Genomic DNA, 20375 nt, shown 5'->3' with positions numbered 1-20375 from the left:
GCTTTATTAATTGGCGAAACATGCGTATAATGTCCCGTTTATTGCATTCTAGCAACCTGCCGCTGGCAGAGAGAAGCTGGCTTCGCAAACGAACTATAGATTTTAGACGTAGTCAGCACTTTAATACGTGTGGCAATCTATTTAACTAATGATGCGTAAGACTTAGGTTGTTGTGATTATATAGCCTCTGTCGGTATCGATTAAAGCTGAATTTCAAGCTTAACCCTTTTAAGTATAGGAGCTATATCATGGCTGTTCAAAAAAGTCGTAAAAGTCGTTCTCGTCGTGACATGCGCCGTTCACATCATCGTATGGAAGTGGCTGAATTAAGCATCGACGCTACTACTGGTGAAAAACATCGTCGTCATCACATGACTAAAGATGGTTTCTATCGTGGTCGCCAGCTTTTCAAAGTTAGTCAAGACGCTTAATTTATTTGCGCGCTGATGGTTGATGCAAAATGCTGGTAGTTCTAATGACTATCGATGATTTTACACAGTTGTTATGGTGCAAGCAGTTTAAGCAAATAAGAGCCAAGTTATCTCGCTATCATATATTATGAAGTCAGATATCTTGGCTTTTTGTTATCTATTTTTTATCAAGTAGTGATTATAGAGATATTACATTTTAAGCGTTCAGTCTTTGATAGCTATGCTTATTGTCTGCGTCAGTGTATAGTTTAATAGCAGTCAGCTGTCTTAAAGGAATAATGATAGCGGTGCTTTGTACAGCGAATCTTTTTATTAGTCTCTAATTCTATAATAAACCCCATTCATTTAGGGGTATTTCCAATTAAATAAGGAATATTGGTTATGGCCTCTGTACCCGATATGGTAAAAAAACAACCCACCCGTATAGCTGTGCTATTCCCTGGACAAGGTTCACAAGTGGTCGGTATGCTGAGCGAGCTTGCTGAAACCTATCCTGAAATTCGTGATACCTTTACCGAAGCCAGTACAGCGCTTGGTGAAGACTTATGGGTAATTTGTCAGGACGAAGACAAACTGAACCAAACCCAATATACTCAGCCGGCTTTATTGACTGCTAGTATCGCTATTTGGCGCATCTTACAACAAAAAATAGAAGATAAGCCTTGTTACCTAGCGGGCCATTCCTTGGGTGAATATAGCGCCTTATGTGCTGCTGGCGTAATATCCTTAGCTGATGCGGTCAAACTGGTGCATAAACGCGGTCAATTGATGCAAGAGGCGGTGGCAGGGGTCGATACAGCGATGGCAGCGGTACTGGGTCTTGAAGACCACCGCGTCGAAAACTTATGCGAACAAGCGACCGAGCACGTTGATGATGCCATTGTTGGCGCCGCAAACTTTAATAGTCCAGGTCAAGTGGTGGTTTCAGGTAACGCCGCTGGTGTCAATGCCGTGATTGATAAAGTTCAAAATACCGGTAAAAAAGCCATCCCATTAAAGGTTAGTGTGCCGTCGCATTGTGCGCTTATGGAACCTGCGACTAGCGCTTTGGCGCAAGAGTTGGCAGCCATTCAATTTGATCAAGCAACCATTCCAGTGATTCAAAACCGTCATGCGCGCGTCGAAAGCAATGCAGTCGCTATCAAGCAAGCATTGACCGAGCAGCTCAGTGAACCAGTCTTATGGTCAAAAACCATGCAGGAATTGGCCGACAAGCAAATTAATATTTTAATCGAATGTGGCAGTGGTAATGTTTTAAGTAATTTGGCCAAGCGTCAAGCACATCCTATTGTGAGTTATCCTACCGACAAGCCTGCCCGTTTAGATAAGTTGATGGAGGTATTATCATGAGCCGTACGATTACATTAGTGACAGGCGCAAGCCGCGGTATCGGTAAAGCCGTTGCCAAACGTTTTGCCAAAGAAGGACACTTTGTCATTGGCACCGCGACCACCGAAAAAGGCGCAGCACTTATCGAAGAATACTTAAACGATAGTGGCGGTATTGGGCGCGTGCTAGACGTGCGCGATACGGCGCAGATTGATAAGTTATTTGAAGAAATCGAAAGTGTTTACGGTGCCGTACAAGTGCTGGTTAATAATGCCGGTATTACTCAAGATGGTTTATTGATGCGTATGAAAGATGAAGATTGGGACAATGTTGTCGATACCAATCTGACTTCGGTTTATCGTATGAGTAAGCGGGCAGTACGCGGAATGATGAAAGCGCGTCGTGGTCGTATCATCAATATTACTTCTGTGGTTGCACAAATGGGCAATGCGGGTCAATCTAACTATGCGGCCACTAAAGCCGGCGTCGAAGGCTTTAGCCGAACGCTAGCGCGCGAAATCGGCTCACGCCAAGTGACGATTAACTGTGTGGCACCGGGTCTTATTGAAACCGATATGACCGATGAGCTTGACGAGCGCCTACTTAACTCAATGCTTGATGCGGTTCCAATCAGCCGTCTTGGTCAGCCAGAAGATATTGCCGCCGCCGTATTTTTCTTAGCAGGTGATGAAGCCAGCTATATTACTGGCGCGGTTATTCCTGTCAATGGCGGTATGTACATGTAGGGTTAGAAGTTATTATTCTAATTTAGCGTTATTTATTATTATAACGGTGCGTTACATAGTTATAATAAAAAACTCTGTGAACGAGTGTAAACTATAATAAAGGGTGCTATAATAGCGGATACTTTTTTGTCAAAGCCCTGTATGATAGCTAGGTTTTAGCAGACATTAGTCAAAACGTATAATTGGTTATCTGTCTTCTAGACAGCCGTGATAATTTGACCAGCCCATTTTATATATACTGCCATAGTGCTTTATCATAAGACTATGGCAATTTGTCGAAATAATAGATCAAAAAGGAGAAATCTACATGAGTAATGATACCGAGCTAAGAGTTAAATCTGCGGTAGCGGAACAATTAGGTATGAACGTTGAAGATATCAATAATGATGCTTCATTCATGGAAGACTTAGGCGCTGATTCATTAGACCTAGTTGAATTGGTTATGTCATTCGAAAGCGATTTCGGCATCACTATCCCTGATGAAGATTCAGCAGAACTAACGACTGTTCAAAAAGCCATTGATTACGTACAAGCGCAATTGTAATTAATCCTTTGCTTAGTAAGTGTGCTATGACCGTTTATCTTTATTGATAAGCGGTTTTTTTAACGCTATTTTTTAGAGGTAGTGATTATTTCTCTGTTTTACTGCTTATATTTGCTCAATTCACTGCCATATTTGAATGGTAGCTATTAATAATAAAGTTACATAAGCTACGCCAAATCAACATTACTCAACATACTATTACTAGAGACGGTATTTGCCTTTGTCTATACTAGGAATGGTAAGCAGTAATAAGGTGATATTTGTTATATCGATTAAAACCACTGTTTAGAGATAAAAGTTATGTTCATATGTAGGCGATGCGAGAGTGACAAACGTTAAATACATTGCCTATTAAAACAATAATGATAAATAATAGATAACAATATTTTAAGGAGCAATTTTATGGGTATGTTCAGTTTCGCAAAAGACATCGGTGAAAAGATTTTTAACCGTGACGATGCCAAGCATGACGCTAAAGCAGAAACCAAAGCGGATGCTAATACTCCAGTTCAAAGCACAGAGCCTTCTGCTCAGTCAGTTGCCAATATTTTACTACGCCGTATTCAGCAGCAAAATCTGAATATCAGTAATCTAAAAGTGAAATATAACGGTTCTACAGATACTGCAGAAATCAGTGGTAAGGCCAAAACCCAAGCGGATCGCGAAAAAGCTATTATCGCTATCGGTAACGTGCAAAACGTCGCTAAAGTTATTGATAATATCGATATTGAAGAAGATGCGCCTGAATCTACCATGTACACAGTAAAATCTGGCGATAGCTTATCTAAAATTGCCAAGGAAGTGTATGGTTCAACGGGTGATTATATGAAAATATTTGAAGCCAACAAACCAATGCTTTCTGATCCCGATAAGATTTATCCAGGTCAAGTTCTACGTATTCCTAAGCCGTAATAGGTTGTTAAGTGCTTAAAGCTAAGCGTTTAAATATAAGTATTTAAACATAAGCGCTTAAACACAGATATTTAAAGTTATGTGCTAATAAAAATGCCTCTTAATATAATTAGAGGCATTTTTTTTGGTCTTTATTTTCCATAGAATTTACGGTTTTAAATTTTCTAATTTTTCCTGTTGTTCTTTAATTGCCCAATGGATATGATCGTCTAGCATGGCATTATGAACGCCTAATTTTGCTTGCAGCTGAGTAATTATTTCCGTACTACCATCTGCATTGCCAAGACCAATGGCGATATTGCGTAAAAAATTCACGTAACCGGTGCGTCTAAGCGGACTGCCTTCGGTTTTTTTCATAAACTCCGCTTCTTGCCATTGCCATAGGTCAAGTAAACTACTGTTATCAAGGTTGTGCCTTGGAGCAAAATCTTCTACGGGCGTGATATTGGCATAGCGATTCCACGGACAAATAAGCTGACAGTCATCACAGCCAAAGATGCGATTACCGATGGCACGGCGATATTTGCTGTCAATAATGCCGTCGTGTTCGATGGTAAGGTAAGAGATACAAGCAGAGGCTTTAAGCTCATAGGGCGCAATAATTGCTTGCGTAGGGCAGACGTCAATACAGGCGCTACAACTGCCGCAATGCTCCTTGACCGGTTCGTCATCAGGCAGCTCAAGACTCATAAATAGCTCGCCTAATACAAAAAACGAGCCAGCTTGCTTGTTTATGAGCAGGGTATGTTTGCCCGTCCAGCCAAGACCGGACGCATCGGCAATAGGACGCTCAAAGATAGGCGCAGAATCGCTAAAGGGGCGAAAAATAAAATCCTGCTCTGAGCCAATATTAAGATGCTGCCATTCAGGTAGCATGGCTTCAATTTTTAATGCCAATTGCTTTAAGCGACTGCGCATGGTCTTATGATAATCACGCCCCCTAGCATAACGGGCGATGATACCTTGATTGGGATAAGCGTTATCAGTGACCGCGCGCGGCGTGGGAGTTTGGGTTAAATAATCCATGCGCACGCTGATGATGGTTTTCGCGCCTTCTACCAATTGCTCAGGTTGGGCCCGCAGATGATGGTTATGATGCATAAACTGCAATTGCCCCTCATACCCTTTTGCCAGCCATTGCTTTAGATGTTCTGTTTGCTCGATAAATAAAGGATGATGCACCGATAAAAAACCACAGTCAGCAAATCCTAGGCCTTGCGCTTGGGTTTTAATCCATTGTTTGACGTCTGCCGGTGTAGCAAAGCTTGAGGCATTATGAACGGCAATTCTTGCTTGCTCTACACGATTAGGCGCAGACGCCTGCGCTGCCAAGTTGTGAGCATCTGAGGTCTGTGCGTCTGGCTGTGTCGATTGAAGTTGTTTAGGTTGGGCTTTGCTATTCATAATGCGCTATAAATGATAATGTGAATAGCAGTATGATAAGCCAGTGAGCGACGAGCGCAAGTAGTAAAATGAATAAAGCTGTATTTATACCAAGCTGTAAGCTCTCGTAAAATCTAATAGAGCTGATACCACCCATACGTTACCTTATGATTAAAATAATAAAACCAGCCAATAAAAATAAGCGAGGATGAACCATGCCAGTAGCAACCGATGTATCCACAAAAACGACCATACCAGTAGCGTTGTATAGTAGTCAGCAGATTTATGCTATGGAGCAGGCATGGTTTGGCGCAGGTCATGATAGTTTTGGATTAATGCAGCAGGCTGCATGGCAGATGGCACATTATATTGTGGTGCTTTATGAGCAAAAAATGCTTAATCCTCATTCCTCAGCACTTACTAACACTGATAATCGCAATAACTGTTCGCCTCGAGTAAGTATTTGGGTTGGAAAGGGTAATAATGGCGGTGATGGTTGGTTGATTGCTTATTATTTGCAGCAAATAGGCTGGCAAGTACAAATCATCACGGTTGGCTTTGATAAACAAGTTTTTGCGATAGCTGAGACAACGCAGTCATCTAACAAAAAAGCTTCTTTATCTGATGCCAACCAAGCTCTACAAGTAGCGCTATCTGCTAACTGTGATTGTCTACGATTTGAAGATATGAGCGCTCATGACAAGGAAAACGCAGGTAAGCCGCTACAAGCAGACGTCTACGTCGATGCGTTATTTGGTATAGGTTTAGATCGCGTGCCTGATGGTATTTATAAGCAAGCAATTTGTACCCTTAACGATGCCGCGCAGTATAATGGCGCTTTAGTGGTTGCGGTTGATGTGCCCAGTGGCTTGGTTGCCGCAACCGGGCAAGTATTCGACCAAGTAGCTGTAAACGCTGATGCGACATTATGTTTGATTGCGCGCAAATTTGGTTTGCATACTAACGATGGTATGGATTATAGCGGACAAGTTATTGACATTCCGCTCATACCTTATCAAATGGCTAGTAAAGAATTTAAGCCAATTGCCAAGCTACTGACAGCAGCTTATCCATTAAATCCACGCCGTCAAAACAGTTATAAAGGCAGTTACGGGCATGTATTGGTGATTGGCGGTAATCGCGTTGATAGCTCGCAGGGCATGGGCGGTGCTGCTATCCTCTCGGCTTCAAGTACGATGGCGACTGGTGCGGGTAAAATTACCGTCGCCTGTCATGAAGCATTTCATGGAGCGCTATTAACTTCATTGCCTGATGCGATGACCATCAATTTACACGATACAGATGGCGTAAAAAACCTCATCCAAGAAGCCAGTGTTATTGCTATCGGCATGGGACTTGGCCGTGATGACAAAGCAAAAGCGTTGTTTATAAATTATATCCAAACGGCGATAGAAAACAGCAAACCAATAGTGATTGATGCGGATGGTTTATACCATTTGGCAACATTGCAGGCAGAGCAGTATAAACTGGTTACACAGCTAAAAGCGTATAGTAGCGAACATCAAGTTTGCCTAACACCGCATAGTGGTGAAGCGGCAAGATTGTTGAATAAAGAGGTCAATGAAGTAGAAGAGGATAGGCTAGCCATGATAAAACGGTGCGCCAAAATCTATGGCGGCGATTGGGTGCTAAAAGGTGCAGGGTCGTTAGTGCTAGAGCAAAAGGCTGAGGAAAGACAGATTTACGTTTGTGGCGTCGGTAATGCCGGGATGGCAAGCGCTGGCATGGGCGATGTGTTATCAGGCGTCATTGCAGGTCTGCTAGCGCAAAAGGATTTGACCGAAGAAGCGCGTAGTTTGCACCAAGCGGTTCTGCTTCACGGTCTGGCAGGCGACTGCTTAGCGGGGCAGGCAGAAAATTTAGAAAGTCTTAGCCATACTCATAATTGTCGCTCATTATTGATCGGCCAACGAGGCTTGCAAGCACAGGATATGCCCGTTGCTATCCGCCATATTATGCACCTGATAACTGACTGAATCATCAGTTATCAGTATCAATGACTAACGTTGAATAGAGCAGTGATGGTATTATTCAAAGGTATATAAAGACCGAGTTTAGGTACCATTACAATATTGATTGATGGCTTGCTGTACACGCTCGCGTTTTAGCTCAATTTCACGGCCATCTAAATATTGACGTTTACCATTGGCATCCATCTCGTAGATACGCCCACCAACATTTAGGTTGGTTAAATTATTGCGTAATGACTGGCAACGCTGAGCATTCGCCTGTGCTTCTTGTTCTTTAATGCGCGCCTCTAGCTGAGCCACGCGCTGTTCTTCAGCACTTTGCGGAACCGCTTGATTGGCTTCGGTTTTCCCTGCCAATTGTCCGGCGTTACTTTGTCTGCCGTCACTACGAAACTCTATCACTTCAATATTTCTACCGTTTTGCGGGGCGTGTTGGCTGTACTTCACCTCGCCATGCGCGCCGATAGATTTATAAACCTGAATGGCATGACTGGCATTGATTGGCAGCATGAGCATACACGCCGTGCTGATACTTAGAAGCAGTTTGGTAGCGGTGTTCACACGAAACGCAGATGCCATGGTAACAATTGCCATAATGACAATCCTCTTAATAGGTAAGAAACGGACGTATTTATCAGATAAGGATAATATTTAATCGTCTTGATAACAATATAAATACACTAGCGTTTGATTTTAGCAAATAATACTTATAAATGTACATTATTTAATAACTAATAGTTAGGCATAGGGTTTAGAAGTTTTTCTTGACAAAGGTGCCCAAACCATCGAATATAATAGCAGTTGATTGGTCAGTGAGCGGCTTTTATAAAATTGCCGTGGCACTTGAAAATAAGGACTACGGGTTGCTTATCAGTAGCTTGCTCAGTTTTATTTTCTTTGTGACAATGATATGGAATAAAATGCCATTATCCTAATGCGTATTCAAAGCTATATTTATTGTCTGCGGACTTATCTGTCTACAATGACTAAGATAAACTTATTATTACTGTGGTTCGTAAGATTTGGCTGTAATAAAAAATAGGGCGCAATGTGTAGTTTTAACAACAACTCATTAAATAAGTTATAAGATTTAGCGATCCTATAGCGTGTCAATATTATTGAGAGTCGTTTTATATCCTGCCTCTATTTATTTATCACTGTCGTAACTTGGTATTCTCAAAATAATAAGCCTCTTTTATAGGTGCATTCGCATCTTGTCACTGTCTGTCGATAAAATCCTGCCACAAAGCTGACCCTACATATATTGCTGTGTTTGAGGGCCATGCTGTTCTATATAACAGTGTTACTTGAATATAGTAGGCACACATTCTTGATATGGATAAGAATCCCAAGTCTTCTTTATAAGACCAATAACCTTGTAAAAACGGTGTTTTCTTTTATAAATGAGCGACCATTCTTACCACAAAAAAAGGTGATGACAGTGACGCAAACCACGCAAAGTCCGAATATGACTGGACATACCCAAACGGGTAATGCCGCCAAAAATTTTGAAGAAAAGCAACAACGCCTTGCAGAAGGTAGCGAGCAGCCTGTGATGTTGTCTGGCGCTGAGATGTTGGTGCAGGCACTGACCGACGAAGGGGTCAAATATATTTTTGGCTATCCAGGCGGCGCCGTTCTACATATCTATGATGCCTTGTTTCAACAAGAAAATATTGAGCATATTTTAGTGCGTCATGAACAAGCAGCCGGCCACATGGCAGATGCTTATTCACGCGTGACCGGTCAGACAGGTGTGGTGCTCGCGACCTCAGGTCCAGGTGCGACCAATACCGTGACGGCAATCGCCACCGCGTTTATGGATTCTGTGCCGATGGTGGTTATTTCAGGTCAGGTACCTAGTAGCCTAATCGGTGAAGATGCCTTCCAAGAAACCGATATGGTCGGTGTATCACGTCCTATCGTCAAGCATAGCTTCCAAGTGCGCCATGCTAGCGAAATCCCTATGATTGTCAAAAAAGCCTTTCATATCGCTCAGTCTGGACGTCCAGGCCCAGTAGTCATTGACGTACCAAAAGATATGACAGCGCCAAGTGAAAAATTTGCCTACGCTTATCCAAAAGACGTGTTTATCCGCTCGTATCAGCCCTCACTAAAAGGTCATAGCGGTCAAATTAAAAAGGCCGTTGAAACTTTATTGTCAGCACAGCGTCCTGTTATTTATGCAGGCGGCGGGGTCATCTGGAGTAAAGCGAGCAAAGAGCTGAGGGAACTTGCGCATCGCTTAAACTTGCCAGTTACCAATACCTTAATGGGGTTAGGTACTTTCCCAGGTTCTGATAGTCAGTTCTTAGGTATGCTTGGGATGCATGGCACCTATGAAGCCAATATGAGTATGCATCACGCTGATGTCATCTTGGCAATCGGTGCACGTTTTGATGACCGCGTGACCAATAATGTCAAAAAATTCTGTCCGAATGCCACGATTATTCATATCGATATTGATCCGGCATCCATTTCAAAAACCATTAATGCCCATATTCCAATCGTCGGCGATGTTAAAGCAGTCTTGACCGATATGTTAGAAATCATCGGTGATGATAAAGAGCTTGAGCAGCATGCCTTGTTAGATTGGTGGTCACAAATTAATGAATGGCGTACGCGTCATGGCCTACGTTATGACACTAATACCGATAATGGTATTAAGCCACAAGCGGTGGTGCAGGCTTTGGATAAAGTAACCAATAGTAACGCCATTATCACCAGTGACGTCGGTCAGCATCAGATGTTTGCCGCGCTTTATTATACTTATAATGAGCCTGGTCAATGGTTGAACTCCGGCGGTTTGGGCACCATGGGTGTAGGCTTGCCTTATGCGATGGCGGCAAAACTTGCCAATCCTGAGCGTGACGTGGTGTGTATTACCGGTGAAGGCTCTATTCAGATGAATATTCAAGAGCTATCGACTTGCCTACAATATAACTTGCCAGTCAAGATTTTGAACCTAAACAATGCACAGTTGGGTATGGTTAAACAATGGCAAGACATGCTGTATGAAGGCCGTCATGCGCAGTCTTATATGAACTCACTACCAGACTTTGTCAAATTGGCTGAAAGCTATGGTCATGTCGGTATTAAGATTACCGATCCTGCGACTATGGAAGCACAATTGGCTGAAGCTATGGCTATGACTGATAAATTGGTATTTATCGACGTTTATGTCGATCGTAATGAGCATGTTTATCCGATGCAAGTCGCTGGGCAAGCGATGCGTGATATGTGGTTAACAAAAGGGGAGCGTACCTAATGCAACAACAACATCTGATTTCGGTATTGATGGAAAACGAAGCGGGTTCGTTGTCGCGGTTAGTCGGCTTGTTCTCCCAACGCGGCTATAACATCGAGACGCTAAACGTCGCCCCTACTGATGATCCAAGTATCTCACGTCTGACGGTCACTACCATTACCTCGCCTGAAAGAATCGAGCAAATCACCAAGCAATTGCATAAATTGATTGAAGTGGTTAAAGTGCTCAATCTAACAGACAATGTGCACGTCGAGCGTGAGCTGATGCTTATTAAAGTACGAGCGTCGGGCGGTGTACGTGAAGAGATTAAACGCAGTGCTGATATTTTCCGCGCTCAAATCGTTGATGTCAATTCTAACCTATACACCATTCAAATCGTTGGTGATAAAGCCAAGCTTGACGGCTTTATCGATGTGATTGGTCGCGAGCGCATTATGGAAGTGGTGCGTTCGGGTGTGATTGGTATTGCACGTGGCGAAAAAACCCTAAGCTTGTAATTTTATAATCGTTATTAAAAATCTTAATTTATTATCAACAGCGCGCTCATTTTAGCCAATACTTTAGAGTTTAGGTTAGAGCAGAAGCGCTTATTATCCATGGCCAGCCATGTTTTAGGAAAAGGACTCTATTTATGAACGTTTATTATGACAAAGACTGTGACCTATCAATCATCCAAGGCAAAAAAGTTGCCATTATTGGTTACGGTTCACAAGGCCATGCACACGCGTTGAATTTACAAGACTCAGACGTCGATGTCACCGTTGGTCTACGTGCCAATTCTAGCTCATGGAAAAAAGCGGAAAACGCGGGCCTTAAAGTTGCTGAAGTAGAAGAAGCGGTAAAAGCGGCTGACGTCGTGATGATTTTGACCCCTGATGAGTTCCAAAAACAGCTTTATAGCGATGTGATTGAGCCAAACATCAAAGAAGGTGCAACCCTTGCTTTTGCTCATGGTTTTGCGATCCATTACAACCAAGTAGAGCCACGTAGCGACCTTGACGTTATTATGGTGGCGCCTAAGGCACCAGGTCATACCGTACGTTCAGAATTTACCAAAGGTGGCGGTATCCCAGATTTAATCGCTATCTATCAAGATGCGTCTGGTCAAGCTAAGCAGTTAGCCTTGTCTTATGCTGCTGGTGTTGGTGGTGGTCGTTCAGGCATCATCGAAACGACCTTTAAAGATGAAACCGAAACCGACCTATTTGGTGAGCAAGCGGTACTTTGTGGCGGCGCGGTTGAGCTGGTAAAAATGGGCTTTGAAACCCTAACTGAAGCCGGCTATGCTCCTGAAATGGCTTACTTTGAGTGCTTACATGAGCTAAAGCTTATCGTTGACCTCATGTATGAAGGCGGTATCGCTGATATGAACTATTCAATCAGCAACAACGCTGAGTACGGCGAATACGTGACTGGTCCAGAAGTGATCAACGAACAGTCACGTGAAGCGATGCGTAATGCGCTAAAACGCATCCAATCTGGTGAATACGCAAAAATGTTCATCAGTGAAGGCGCAACCAACTATCCTTCAATGACTGCCCGTCGTCGTAACAACGCTGAGCACCAAATCGAAGTGACTGGTGCGAAATTGCGCGGCATGATGCCTTGGATTGGTGGCAATAAAATCATCGATAAAGACAAAAACTAATTTATTAGTGAATGGTTAAGCAATTAAGCAATAATCAAATCTCTATCATTTTAGTTATCTAAAAATCAAAACCCATGTTATCACTCGATAGCATGGGTTTTTTAATGGCTAGCAATTCAATAATCTAGAGAAAGTTGCCACCGTAATCACTTGTTAGTGGTTGAAAACTCTTTATTACTGCCTCATATAAGCAGACTTGCTTATTTTATTTAAAAAAATACTAAAACCAAACGCTAAAGAATGATCTGAGCGCTTGATTTTTTATTCTTATTCTTTCTTGATTACAGGTTGTCTGTTGTGCAAATACCAAGTCCTAACTGGCTGACGCCGCAATTTATCTACATTACTCTGAGCGCTGTGGTAGCAGTATTGATTTGGATAGAAGGCGAGATGCTCAAGCGCAACCAAGGTAAGCTGCCGCAATCTAAGTTCTTTCGCATCAGCTCTTTACTTGATACCGCTTGGTTCTTTGTCTCTACTCTGGCGTTGTACGTCATTGATTTGGCGCCGTTGGCCATTGCCGTGCCAGTCGCTTATAGCATCTATACCATCTACGGCTGGATATATGGTACGCGTCTGCTCAAGCGCAAAGGCATACCAGACTCACCGAAGGATTTGGTGGTGCCAGCTAAATATATCGCCTATAGCCAATCCTTTTCTTTGATATTTTTTGCCTTGTGTCTACTGGTTTTATTATCGCCCTGGTTACCGCTACCTGCATAACAATGTTTTAGCGTTTAGATGGTATTTTTGGTTGTTGTGCTATTAAGAGTATCGTAAATTAATTTTTTTAGCTTAGATACTATAAAATAACCATTAAAATCAATTATTTAAATAATAAATATTTATTTAATGATAAAGCTGACAGAAGGCCGCGGTTTTTTACAAAAAAAAATAATTTAACCTGTTGCAGTTTAGAAAAGCTGCTATAATCAGCTTGTACTCATAGGATTTTAGGCAAGAGCTTGAGGTTATCTTCTAGATAAATCAAGGGTTTAAGCCGATGCGCTTAGCAAAAAACACTTGAGTATATATCAATTAATCGGTGATGACACACGTCTCGCCAACAGTTAAAGAGTTAGGAAAATTTATGTCAGAGAAAGTTGAAGGCACTGTAAAGTGGTTTAATGAAGCTAAAGGTTTTGGTTTTATCGCTCAAGACAATGGCGGACAAGACGTATTCGCTCACTACAGCGCTATCCAAGGTAACGGTTTCAAAACTCTAGCCGAAGGCCAAAAAGTGTCTTTCATCTTAGGTGATGGCAAGAAAGGCCCACAAGCTGAGCAAATCGAAGCTATCTAATCTTAGTGATTATTGAGTAAACTGATTTATTAGCCAACTTGATACCATAAAGATGATCGATAAGTATTGATTCCTTTGTTTGTTAAAACAATAAAAATACTGTTTAGACGTTAAAAAAAAGCAACCATTCATCAGGTTGCTTTTTTTATGATATTTTTTTAAGAAAATGACTTAAATTCTGTAAGTTTGGACAAAGCGTGATTATTTATTTTTGACAATAACGCTGTTATGTTAATAGAGGATTAGTTTAAAAAAGTTTTTAGGCATTAATACCAAATAAAAAAGGCGAGTGTATGCAGTGGGAAAAATGGTTTGCGATTGAATGGCAGCAAATAGTTGGCATTTCACTATCGGCGCTTGGATTATACTTGGGACTCATTTTGTTTACGCGGTTGATGGGGTTACGCAGTTTTTCCAAGCTTTCAAGCTATGATTTTGCCATGACCGTCGCTATTGGTAGCATACTGGCGTCAACCATCTTATCTGACAGTCCATCTTTGTCACAAGGCTTAGTCGCTGTTGCGGTGTTGTTTCTTATTCAAGGGTCTATATCTCTTATTAGGCGTAAATTTAAGCCTCTAAAATCGCTGATTGATAATCAAGCAATCATATTAATGGCGCACGGAGAGTATTTTTGCGATAATTTAAAAGAGGCCAATCTGACCAAAAGTGACGTGCAAGAAGTATTGCGTAAGAATGGATTGAAATCAAAGAGCGAAGTATTCGCCGTTATTATGGAAACGACCGGCGATATGAGTGTCATTAAGCAGGATAATACCGCGCCCGACTGGTCACTGTTTGACGACATTCGCGACAGCCATTTGTTGACTGATTCTAACAAATCTGATAACCCACTTAAACAATAAAAAGTCAGTAGAGCAAGTCATAAAAAATAATCAGTCATTAGAAGCTTGTTAATGTCGTAAATATCGAGAGCGTGAGCGTTTTTACGTCAAATAACTTTCTATTTAGGCACTTACAGACTGTTTTTGCAACAATGGTGACAAATTTATGACGCATTATTCACGGCGTTGTCTTGACCTTAGTCCTGAGCTCACGCAAGATAGACGGGTCTGATAATAACGGTTGGCTTAGCTTTAGCAGGATTTAATCGTTTACTGGTATACTTTTGTTATTGGTAAATACTTAGATGAGTAAATACCGATAATAAATCACGACTAGCGAATAATAAATATGATGCCGCGATATCTTGGGTGAGCGGCTTATACATATTTATGTTTAAATCTATGCTAATGTGGTAAAAACCTTTAGTAGTATTTTGAACGACAATTTGCACCATAGTTTGAAAAAAATGAACCTTTGGTTCTTAATTGGTAATTTTTAATTCATAACATTAATAAACGAGGAACGTATGAAAGCATTAGTAGCGGTCAAGCGTGTCATTGATTACAACGTAAAAGTTCGTGTAAAAGCTGATAATTCGGGCGTAGATTTATCTAACACTAAAATGTCAATCAACCCCTTTGATGAAATTGCTGTTGAAGAAGCCGTTCGTCTAAAAGAAGCGGGCGTGATTGATGAAGTCATCGTCGCCTCAATCGGTCCAAAAGAATCACAAGAGCAAATTCGTGCAGCTTTAGCCTTGGGTGCTGACCGTGGGATTTTGGTCGTATCTGACGAAAAACCTTATCCATTACAAGTTGCTAAAATCCTTAAGAATATCGCTGAATCTGAGTCTACGGATATTATCTTATTGGGCAAACAAGCCATCGATGATGACAACAACCAAACTGGCCAGATGCTAGCAGCATTGATGGGTATCGGTCAGGGTACTTTTGCGTCAGAAGTAAAAGTTGAAGGCAGCAAAGTCAACGTCACGCGTGAAATCGACGGTGGTCTGCAAACCCTAGCACTTGAGCTACCAGCGGTTATCACCACTGACTTACGCTTAAATGAGCCACGTTATGCAAAATTGCCTAACATCATGAAAGCAAAGAAAAAGCCACTTGATGAAAAAACACCTGCTGATTTCGGTGTCGATATGACTTCTAAGCAAGAAATTATCAAAGTCGTGCCACCTTCTGAGCGTAAAGCGGGTATCAAGGTAGGTTCAGTTGACGAGTTGGTCGATAAGCTAAAAAATGAAGCAAAAGTTATCTAAGGCGTGAGTCTTTTAATATTTTGCTACGGCATATCTTGTGCAAAATGATGTTATCTAAAAGGTTTCATATTTAAGCTGATTTGATAAATCGTTTTGTACACAAACAACCGCATGAATAGATAATACGAATAAATAAAGGATAAAAACAATGGCAATTTTGGTATATGCAGAACATGACAATGCCAGTCTAAAAAAGGCAACTTTGAACACGATCGCTGCTGCTAAGCAAATAGGCGATGACGTCCATGTATTGGTCGCTGGTAGCGGCGCGCAGGCAGCAGCTGATGCAGCCGCTAAAGCTGAAGGCGTGACTAAAGTACTATTAGCCGATAACGCCGCTTATGAACATCAATTGGCAGGCAATATCGCCCTATTGATTGCTGACATCGCTAGTGATTATAGCCATATCATCGCTGCTGCTACCACTACTGGCAAAAACTTTATGCCACGTGTCGCCGCTTTACTTGACGTGAGCATGTTGTCAGAAATCTCTGCGGTCGTAGACGCAAACACCTTTGAGCGTCCTATCTATGCAGGTAACGCCACGGCAACAGTTAAGACCTCAGAAGATAAAGTGGTTTTAACAGTCCGTACCACTGCTTTTGATCCTGTGGCAAGCGAAGGCGGTTCAGCGTCTGTTGAGACACTCGATAATGTTCAAGATTTGGGTAAATCAAGCTTCGTCAATGAAGAGATGGCAAAATCTGACCGTCCTGAATTGACTTCTGCAAGCATCGTGGTTTCTGGTGGTCGTGCATTAGCGAATGGTGAAAACTTCACTAAATATATCGAGCCGCTAGCGGATAAGCTTGGCGCTGCGGTTGGCGCATCACGGGCTGCTGTTGATGCAGGCTATGTACCAAACGATATGCAAGTTGGTCAAACAGGTAAAATCGTTGCACCAGACCTTTATATCGCAGCGGGTATCTCAGGCGCGATTCAGCATTTAGCAGGTATGAAAGATTCTAAAGTCATCGTTGCTATCAACAATGATCCAGAATCACCAATCGCGAGCGTTGCTGATTACTTCTTAGAAGCCGATTTGTTTGAGGCATTGCCTGAGCTGACTAGCAAGATTTAATTGTTACCTCTTGCATAAGTAATGAAGCAAAAAAGACCCGCTATTTTTATAGCGGGTTTTTCGTGTTTTCTCTAAATGATTCTAAGCATAACTTCTCTGACGCAATGTCTCATACAAGCATAATGAGCCTGCAATGGCGACATTCAGGCTTTCTTGCCCGTTAGGCTGCGGCAAGGCGATAGGGGTGGCACACTGCATTAGCTCGTCGCAAACACCTTGGCCTTCATGCCCCATAATCCAAGCGATTGGCTTTCTTAAGTCATGTTGATAAATGACCGTATCGGTATGTGAGCTGGTGGCAAATAGCGGCGTTTGTACGAAATCTAAAATATCTTGCACACTTAACCCCTCGTAAATGCTGAGGGCAAACTGCGCGCCCATACCTGCTCTGAGCGTCTTTGGTGACCATGCTTGCGCTGTTGCACTGGTACAAAGTATGTTTTTAATGCCAACCGCCGCCGCCGTACGCAGTAGCGTACCGACATTGCCGCTGTCCTGGACATCATTAAGAATCAAGCAGTCATCATTGATGGGTTTAAGGCTAGGCGCTGGAATGTTAATCAGCGCCATGATATCGATGCCAGTCCCTAAGCTACGAATACCTTCGTACAGGCTATCTGCTAAAGTCAAAATAGGCGTATAAGTCGGCAGGCGCGTCAAAAGCTGCTGAACTTCAGAATGCTGGTGCGCCGATTCAGACAGTAATATCTGCACAAATGGGTAATCGCTACGCAGAGCGGCATCGATAAGGTGCACGCCTTCAATGACGGTTTGCCCTTGTTTCTTACGCTGGCGCGCTTGTGTCAATAAGCCTTTAACCAACTTGATACTGGTATTTTTATCTGAGGTAATCAGCTCGGTGGGATTTGCTACCATAATGGATCGCTTAAAATATAAAGAGTTTGAATCATCAGCGTAAAGTCGATTGTTTATACCGCTATATGCCGATTATTATCAAATTGGGTGCAAATGATTTATTTACCAGCATGTTTTAAATGCAGATTTTTAACATAATCGACTTCATTTTTACTACCAAGTACCACAGGGACACGTTGGTGAATATCCGTTGGTTCTATATCCAAGATACGCTGCACCGCGTCGGTAGCAGCGCCGCCCGCGCGCTCAACCAATAAGCTCATTGGATTGGCCTCATACATCAAGCGTAATTTCCCTGCTTTATTAGCATCTTTAGTGTCAAACGGATAGGTGAATAAACCGCCGCGACATAAAATACGATGTACATCGCCGACCATCGCCGCCACCCAACGCGTGTTAAAGTCACGGCCGCGCACACCGGTCTTGCCAGCAATGAGCTCATCGATATATTGCTGCATAGGCGCTTGCCAGTAGCGATAGTTTGAAGCGTTGATAGCGTATTCACTAGTATCCGCATCAATCTGAACATTTTCTTCTATCAGCACATAGTCATTGCTATCAGGGTCTAGGCTAAACATCACGACATTATCAGCAATGGTTAATGCCAGTAAGGTAGAGGTGCCATATAGCAAATAACCGGCGGCTAGCTGTTGATTACCCGCTTGTAAAAAATCGCTATTTGCACTGATTTGACCTTGGCGTTGGTACGGTAGGATAGAGAAGATGGTACCGACGGCCATATTAATATCGATATTTGATGAGCCATCAAGCGGATCGAACAATACCAATAAACTACCATCAGCGTTGGCAGGGGTAGCATCGTCGAGCTCTTCTGAGGCAACACCTGCACAATGCGCGTTGTTTGCCAACGCCTCTAATAATAAATCGTTAGCTAAGACGTCGAGTTTTTTCTGCTCTTCACCTTGGACATTTTGATTACCTGCTTCGCCTAAGATATCTGCTAACGCCCCTTTTCTTAATAACTGCGAGATGGTTTTACCAACATTAGTTACAGTGGTAATTACGTCATTAAGTGCCGGGTTACTGGCATCAGCGTTTAGATAATTTGCTAAGGTTGTCATAAGGTTTCCTGATAAAGACGGTTAAAATAGATAGTATTAAAATAAGTACTTTTAAAAATAAGACCAATGAGAATAAAAATTAAATAGAAGTTTGAGAGACGGTTAGATCACCTTTAATTTGCCTAAATTTGGCAAATTTTTAAATACCCAGCAAGGCGTCTTTGTCCTGACCACAAAATCAGCTACACTAGCGCTATGATTATTTATTTATGGTGTTAATAAGTGGCTTTTGATAAGGTTTGCTATATGTCTAGAGCCATTGCTCACTAAGACGCCAAAAGCTATCTTTTAAGGTTGTTTGTCATTGCGCTAAATTGTAGCAAATAAGCGCCAAAATGTCCTTGTCTGTGTGCTTAACGAGCGTAAAACGCCTAAATAATGATCATCACCTCATATCACCTAACAATAAAGATGTGCCATTATGTCAAATTCTATCGATAGTCGCTCAACACCAACCGTTTCGCCGACTGATTATGCCAAGTTTGATCCTGAGACTATTCATCAAAAGCTCAACGCCTCGCTCAGTCGTCCGCAGCTCAATAACGATGGCAGTATTCGCCATTTCTTAGGGGTAGAGGGTTTAAGTAAAGCGCAACTGCAGGCAATTATTGCCAAAGCAGAGACATTTTTTGATGATAATGGGCAACTGATTAACCGCCCTGAGCTTGAAGGCTATACGGTGATGAATTTGTTTTTTGAGCCGTCAACGCGCACGCGTACAACCTTTGAAGTCGCCGAAAAGCGTCTTGGTGCCAATGTGCTCAATATCGATATTGAGCGCTCCAGTACCAAAAAAGGCGAGAGCTTGCGCGACACCTTATGGAATCTACAAGCGATGACGGCGGATATCTTTGTGGTACGGCATTCAGCGTCAGGCGCGGCGCATTTTATGGCAACCGAAGTAACGCCAGATATTGCTATTATCAACGGCGGTGATGGCTGGCATGCTCATCCGACGCAAGGTATGCTCGATATGCTGACCATTCACCGTGAAGCACCGCGCCCGTTTGAAGAATTGTCTGTGGCCATCGTCGGTGATATTAAGCATTCGCGGGTCGCACGCTCAGATATCAGTGCGCTGCAAACCTTGGGAGTTAAAGATATTCGTGTTTGTGCGCCGCGTACCTTATTACCCAAAGGTATTGAGCGTTTTGGCGTGCAAGTTTATGAAGATATGAACGAATGCGTCACCGACTGTGATGTCATTATGGGATTAAGAATACAAAATGAGCGTATCGGCTCGCCGCTGCTGGCGTCGTCGAGTGAGTATTATAAACACTATGGTATTACGCCTGAACGCCTAGCACTGGCTAAACCCGATGCGTTGGTGATGCATCCTGGGCCGATGAATCGCGGGGTTGAGATTGCCTCAAGCGTTGCCGATGGTGACCAGTCTGTTATTTTAAAGCAAGTAAATAATGGCATTGCGATTCGCATGGCAGTGTTATCGCTAGCTATGGAAGGTCAGCGCGCGCATCAAGCGGCGAGTCAATAATCCTCTGCTGCCCTATTTTAATTATCAAAAAGCGCTGTAAAACCACGTCCCTTCTAGGGCGTGGACATTAGGCGTCAGCTATTGTCGCTCAGCCTTAAAACAGACTTGTCAACCAAACTCATTGAGGTCATAATCACTCTATGAAAACGCTCAAGTTGCGCATC

19 protein-coding genes are annotated in these 20375 nt (G+C 42.5%); 15 read left to right on the top strand and 4 right to left on the bottom strand.

The window, feature by feature from the left end:
- The first annotated feature begins 248 nt into the window (after positions 1-248).
- The 5 genes from rpmF (at position 249) to lysM (ending at position 3962) form a co-directional block, all read left to right on the top strand.
- On the top strand, positions 249-431 hold the full coding sequence (rpmF, locus tag H9653_RS07120; RefSeq protein ID WP_068408434.1) for a 50S ribosomal protein L32: 183 nt from the start codon (positions 249-251) through the stop codon (positions 429-431).
- Positions 432-812: 381 nt separating this feature from the next.
- Positions 813-1781 carry an ACP S-malonyltransferase gene (gene fabD, locus H9653_RS07115; RefSeq protein WP_191691529.1) on the top strand — a complete coding sequence of 323 codons (969 nt, stop codon included), beginning with the start codon at positions 813-815 and terminating at the stop codon, positions 1779-1781.
- The gene (gene fabG / locus H9653_RS07110) at positions 1772-2506 is read left to right on the top strand and encodes a 3-oxoacyl-ACP reductase FabG (RefSeq protein WP_223808606.1); all 735 of its coding nucleotides are present in this window, start codon (positions 1772-1774) and stop codon (positions 2504-2506) included. The genes fabD and fabG overlap by 10 nt, the downstream gene beginning before the upstream one ends.
- Before the next feature lie 307 nt (positions 2507-2813).
- The gene (gene acpP, locus H9653_RS07105; protein ID WP_068034635.1) at positions 2814-3050 is read left to right on the top strand and encodes an acyl carrier protein; all 237 of its coding nucleotides are present in this window, start codon (positions 2814-2816) and stop codon (positions 3048-3050) included.
- 402 nt (positions 3051-3452) lie between these two features.
- Entirely contained in the window at positions 3453-3962 is a 510-nt protein-coding gene (gene lysM / locus H9653_RS07100) for a peptidoglycan-binding protein LysM (protein ID WP_144297874.1), read from the top strand.
- A gap of 147 nt (positions 3963-4109) precedes the next feature.
- Here the strand turns inward: lysM and queG are convergent, their stop codons facing one another.
- Positions 4110-5366: a tRNA epoxyqueuosine(34) reductase QueG gene (gene queG / locus H9653_RS07095; RefSeq protein ID WP_191691527.1), complete on the bottom strand. Its 1257-nt coding sequence runs from the start codon at positions 5364-5366 to the stop codon at positions 4110-4112.
- A gap of 194 nt (positions 5367-5560) precedes the next feature.
- Between queG and H9653_RS07090 the strand changes: the two genes are divergently transcribed.
- Entirely contained in the window at positions 5561-7342 is a 1782-nt protein-coding gene (locus H9653_RS07090) for an NAD(P)H-hydrate dehydratase (RefSeq protein ID WP_191691525.1), read from the top strand.
- 78 nt (positions 7343-7420) lie between these two features.
- On the opposite strand, the gene H9653_RS07085 is transcribed toward H9653_RS07090, so the two are convergent.
- Entirely contained in the window at positions 7421-7930 is a 510-nt protein-coding gene (locus tag H9653_RS07085) for a DUF4124 domain-containing protein (RefSeq protein ID WP_225211650.1), read from the bottom strand.
- An 841-nt stretch (positions 7931-8771) separates the two neighbouring features.
- Here H9653_RS07085 and H9653_RS07080 point away from each other — a divergent pair.
- The 8 genes from H9653_RS07080 to H9653_RS07045 all read left to right on the top strand — a co-directional run bounded on the left by H9653_RS07080 (position 8772) and on the right by H9653_RS07045 (position 16758).
- The gene (locus H9653_RS07080; protein ID WP_191691523.1) at positions 8772-10604 is read left to right on the top strand and encodes an acetolactate synthase 3 large subunit; all 1833 of its coding nucleotides are present in this window, start codon (positions 8772-8774) and stop codon (positions 10602-10604) included.
- Positions 10604-11101: an acetolactate synthase small subunit gene (ilvN, locus tag H9653_RS07075; protein ID WP_068408422.1), complete on the top strand. Its 498-nt coding sequence runs from the start codon at positions 10604-10606 to the stop codon at positions 11099-11101. Before H9653_RS07080 ends, ilvN begins: the two co-directional genes overlap by 1 nt.
- 134 nt (positions 11102-11235) lie before the next feature.
- Entirely contained in the window at positions 11236-12252 is a 1017-nt protein-coding gene (ilvC, locus tag H9653_RS07070) for a ketol-acid reductoisomerase (protein WP_068408420.1), read from the top strand.
- A 297-nt stretch (positions 12253-12549) separates the two neighbouring features.
- On the top strand, positions 12550-12975 hold the full coding sequence (locus tag H9653_RS07065; protein ID WP_068408418.1) for a hypothetical protein: 426 nt from the start codon (positions 12550-12552) through the stop codon (positions 12973-12975).
- Positions 12976-13342: 367 nt separating this feature from the next.
- On the top strand, positions 13343-13555 hold the full coding sequence (locus H9653_RS07060; RefSeq protein WP_068408416.1) for a cold-shock protein: 213 nt from the start codon (positions 13343-13345) through the stop codon (positions 13553-13555).
- A gap of 293 nt (positions 13556-13848) precedes the next feature.
- Entirely contained in the window at positions 13849-14421 is a 573-nt protein-coding gene (locus H9653_RS07055; RefSeq protein ID WP_191691521.1) for a DUF421 domain-containing protein, read from the top strand.
- Positions 14422-14927: 506 nt separating this feature from the next.
- The gene (locus tag H9653_RS07050; RefSeq protein WP_144297715.1) at positions 14928-15677 is read left to right on the top strand and encodes an electron transfer flavoprotein subunit beta/FixA family protein; all 750 of its coding nucleotides are present in this window, start codon (positions 14928-14930) and stop codon (positions 15675-15677) included.
- 148 nt (positions 15678-15825) lie between these two features.
- Positions 15826-16758 (top strand): electron transfer flavoprotein subunit alpha/FixB family protein, encoded by a 933-nt coding sequence (locus tag H9653_RS07045; protein ID WP_191691519.1) that lies wholly within the window; start codon positions 15826-15828, stop codon positions 16756-16758.
- A gap of 81 nt (positions 16759-16839) precedes the next feature.
- On the opposite strand, the gene H9653_RS07040 is transcribed toward H9653_RS07045, so the two are convergent.
- Together H9653_RS07040 and H9653_RS07035 are read right to left on the bottom strand one after the other, a co-directional pair.
- A complete protein-coding gene (locus tag H9653_RS07040; RefSeq protein ID WP_191691517.1) occupies positions 16840-17634 on the bottom strand; it encodes a TrmH family RNA methyltransferase in 795 nt (264 codons plus the stop codon).
- A gap of 98 nt (positions 17635-17732) precedes the next feature.
- Positions 17733-18716: a class 1 fructose-bisphosphatase gene (locus H9653_RS07035; protein WP_191691515.1), complete on the bottom strand. Its 984-nt coding sequence runs from the start codon at positions 18714-18716 to the stop codon at positions 17733-17735.
- A gap of 421 nt (positions 18717-19137) precedes the next feature.
- Between H9653_RS07035 and H9653_RS07030 the strand changes: the two genes are divergently transcribed.
- Positions 19138-20211 (top strand): aspartate carbamoyltransferase catalytic subunit, encoded by a 1074-nt coding sequence (locus H9653_RS07030; protein WP_102076262.1) that lies wholly within the window; start codon positions 19138-19140, stop codon positions 20209-20211.
- Positions 20212-20375 lie beyond the last annotated feature (164 nt).

Source organism: Psychrobacter communis (assembly GCF_014836505.1).
Classification (GTDB): Bacteria; Pseudomonadota; Gammaproteobacteria; order Pseudomonadales; family Moraxellaceae; genus Psychrobacter; species Psychrobacter faecalis.
The sequence above is the reverse complement of the archived record's forward strand: the minus strand, read 5'-3'. Positions and strand labels throughout refer to the sequence as shown.

Bases quoted from the DNA above. Each gene is read 5' to 3' on its own strand.
- rpmF (WP_068408434.1), top strand. From the start codon at position 249: ATGGCTGTTCAAAAAAGTCGTAAAAGTCGTTCTCGTCGTGACATGCGC.
- fabD (WP_191691529.1), top strand. From the start codon at position 813: ATGGCCTCTGTACCCGATATGGTAAAAAAACAACCCACCCGTATAGCT.
- acpP (WP_068034635.1), top strand. From the start codon at position 2,814: ATGAGTAATGATACCGAGCTAAGAGTTAAATCTGCGGTAGCGGAACAA.
- lysM (WP_144297874.1), top strand. From the start codon at position 3,453: ATGGGTATGTTCAGTTTCGCAAAAGACATCGGTGAAAAGATTTTTAAC.
- queG (WP_191691527.1), bottom strand. From the start codon at position 5,366: ATGAATAGCAAAGCCCAACCTAAACAACTTCAATCGACACAGCCAGAC.
- H9653_RS07090 (WP_191691525.1), top strand. From the start codon at position 5,561: ATGCCAGTAGCAACCGATGTATCCACAAAAACGACCATACCAGTAGCG.
- H9653_RS07085 (WP_225211650.1), bottom strand. From the start codon at position 7,930: ATGGCAATTGTTACCATGGCATCTGCGTTTCGTGTGAACACCGCTACC.
- H9653_RS07080 (WP_191691523.1), top strand. From the start codon at position 8,772: ATGACAGTGACGCAAACCACGCAAAGTCCGAATATGACTGGACATACC.
- ilvN (WP_068408422.1), top strand. From the start codon at position 10,604: ATGCAACAACAACATCTGATTTCGGTATTGATGGAAAACGAAGCGGGT.
- ilvC (WP_068408420.1), top strand. From the start codon at position 11,236: ATGAACGTTTATTATGACAAAGACTGTGACCTATCAATCATCCAAGGC.
- H9653_RS07060 (WP_068408416.1), top strand. From the start codon at position 13,343: ATGTCAGAGAAAGTTGAAGGCACTGTAAAGTGGTTTAATGAAGCTAAA.
- H9653_RS07055 (WP_191691521.1), top strand. From the start codon at position 13,849: ATGCAGTGGGAAAAATGGTTTGCGATTGAATGGCAGCAAATAGTTGGC.
- H9653_RS07050 (WP_144297715.1), top strand. From the start codon at position 14,928: ATGAAAGCATTAGTAGCGGTCAAGCGTGTCATTGATTACAACGTAAAA.
- H9653_RS07045 (WP_191691519.1), top strand. From the start codon at position 15,826: ATGGCAATTTTGGTATATGCAGAACATGACAATGCCAGTCTAAAAAAG.
- H9653_RS07040 (WP_191691517.1), bottom strand. From the start codon at position 17,634: ATGGTAGCAAATCCCACCGAGCTGATTACCTCAGATAAAAATACCAGT.
- H9653_RS07035 (WP_191691515.1), bottom strand. From the start codon at position 18,716: ATGACAACCTTAGCAAATTATCTAAACGCTGATGCCAGTAACCCGGCA.
- H9653_RS07030 (WP_102076262.1), top strand. From the start codon at position 19,138: ATGTCAAATTCTATCGATAGTCGCTCAACACCAACCGTTTCGCCGACT.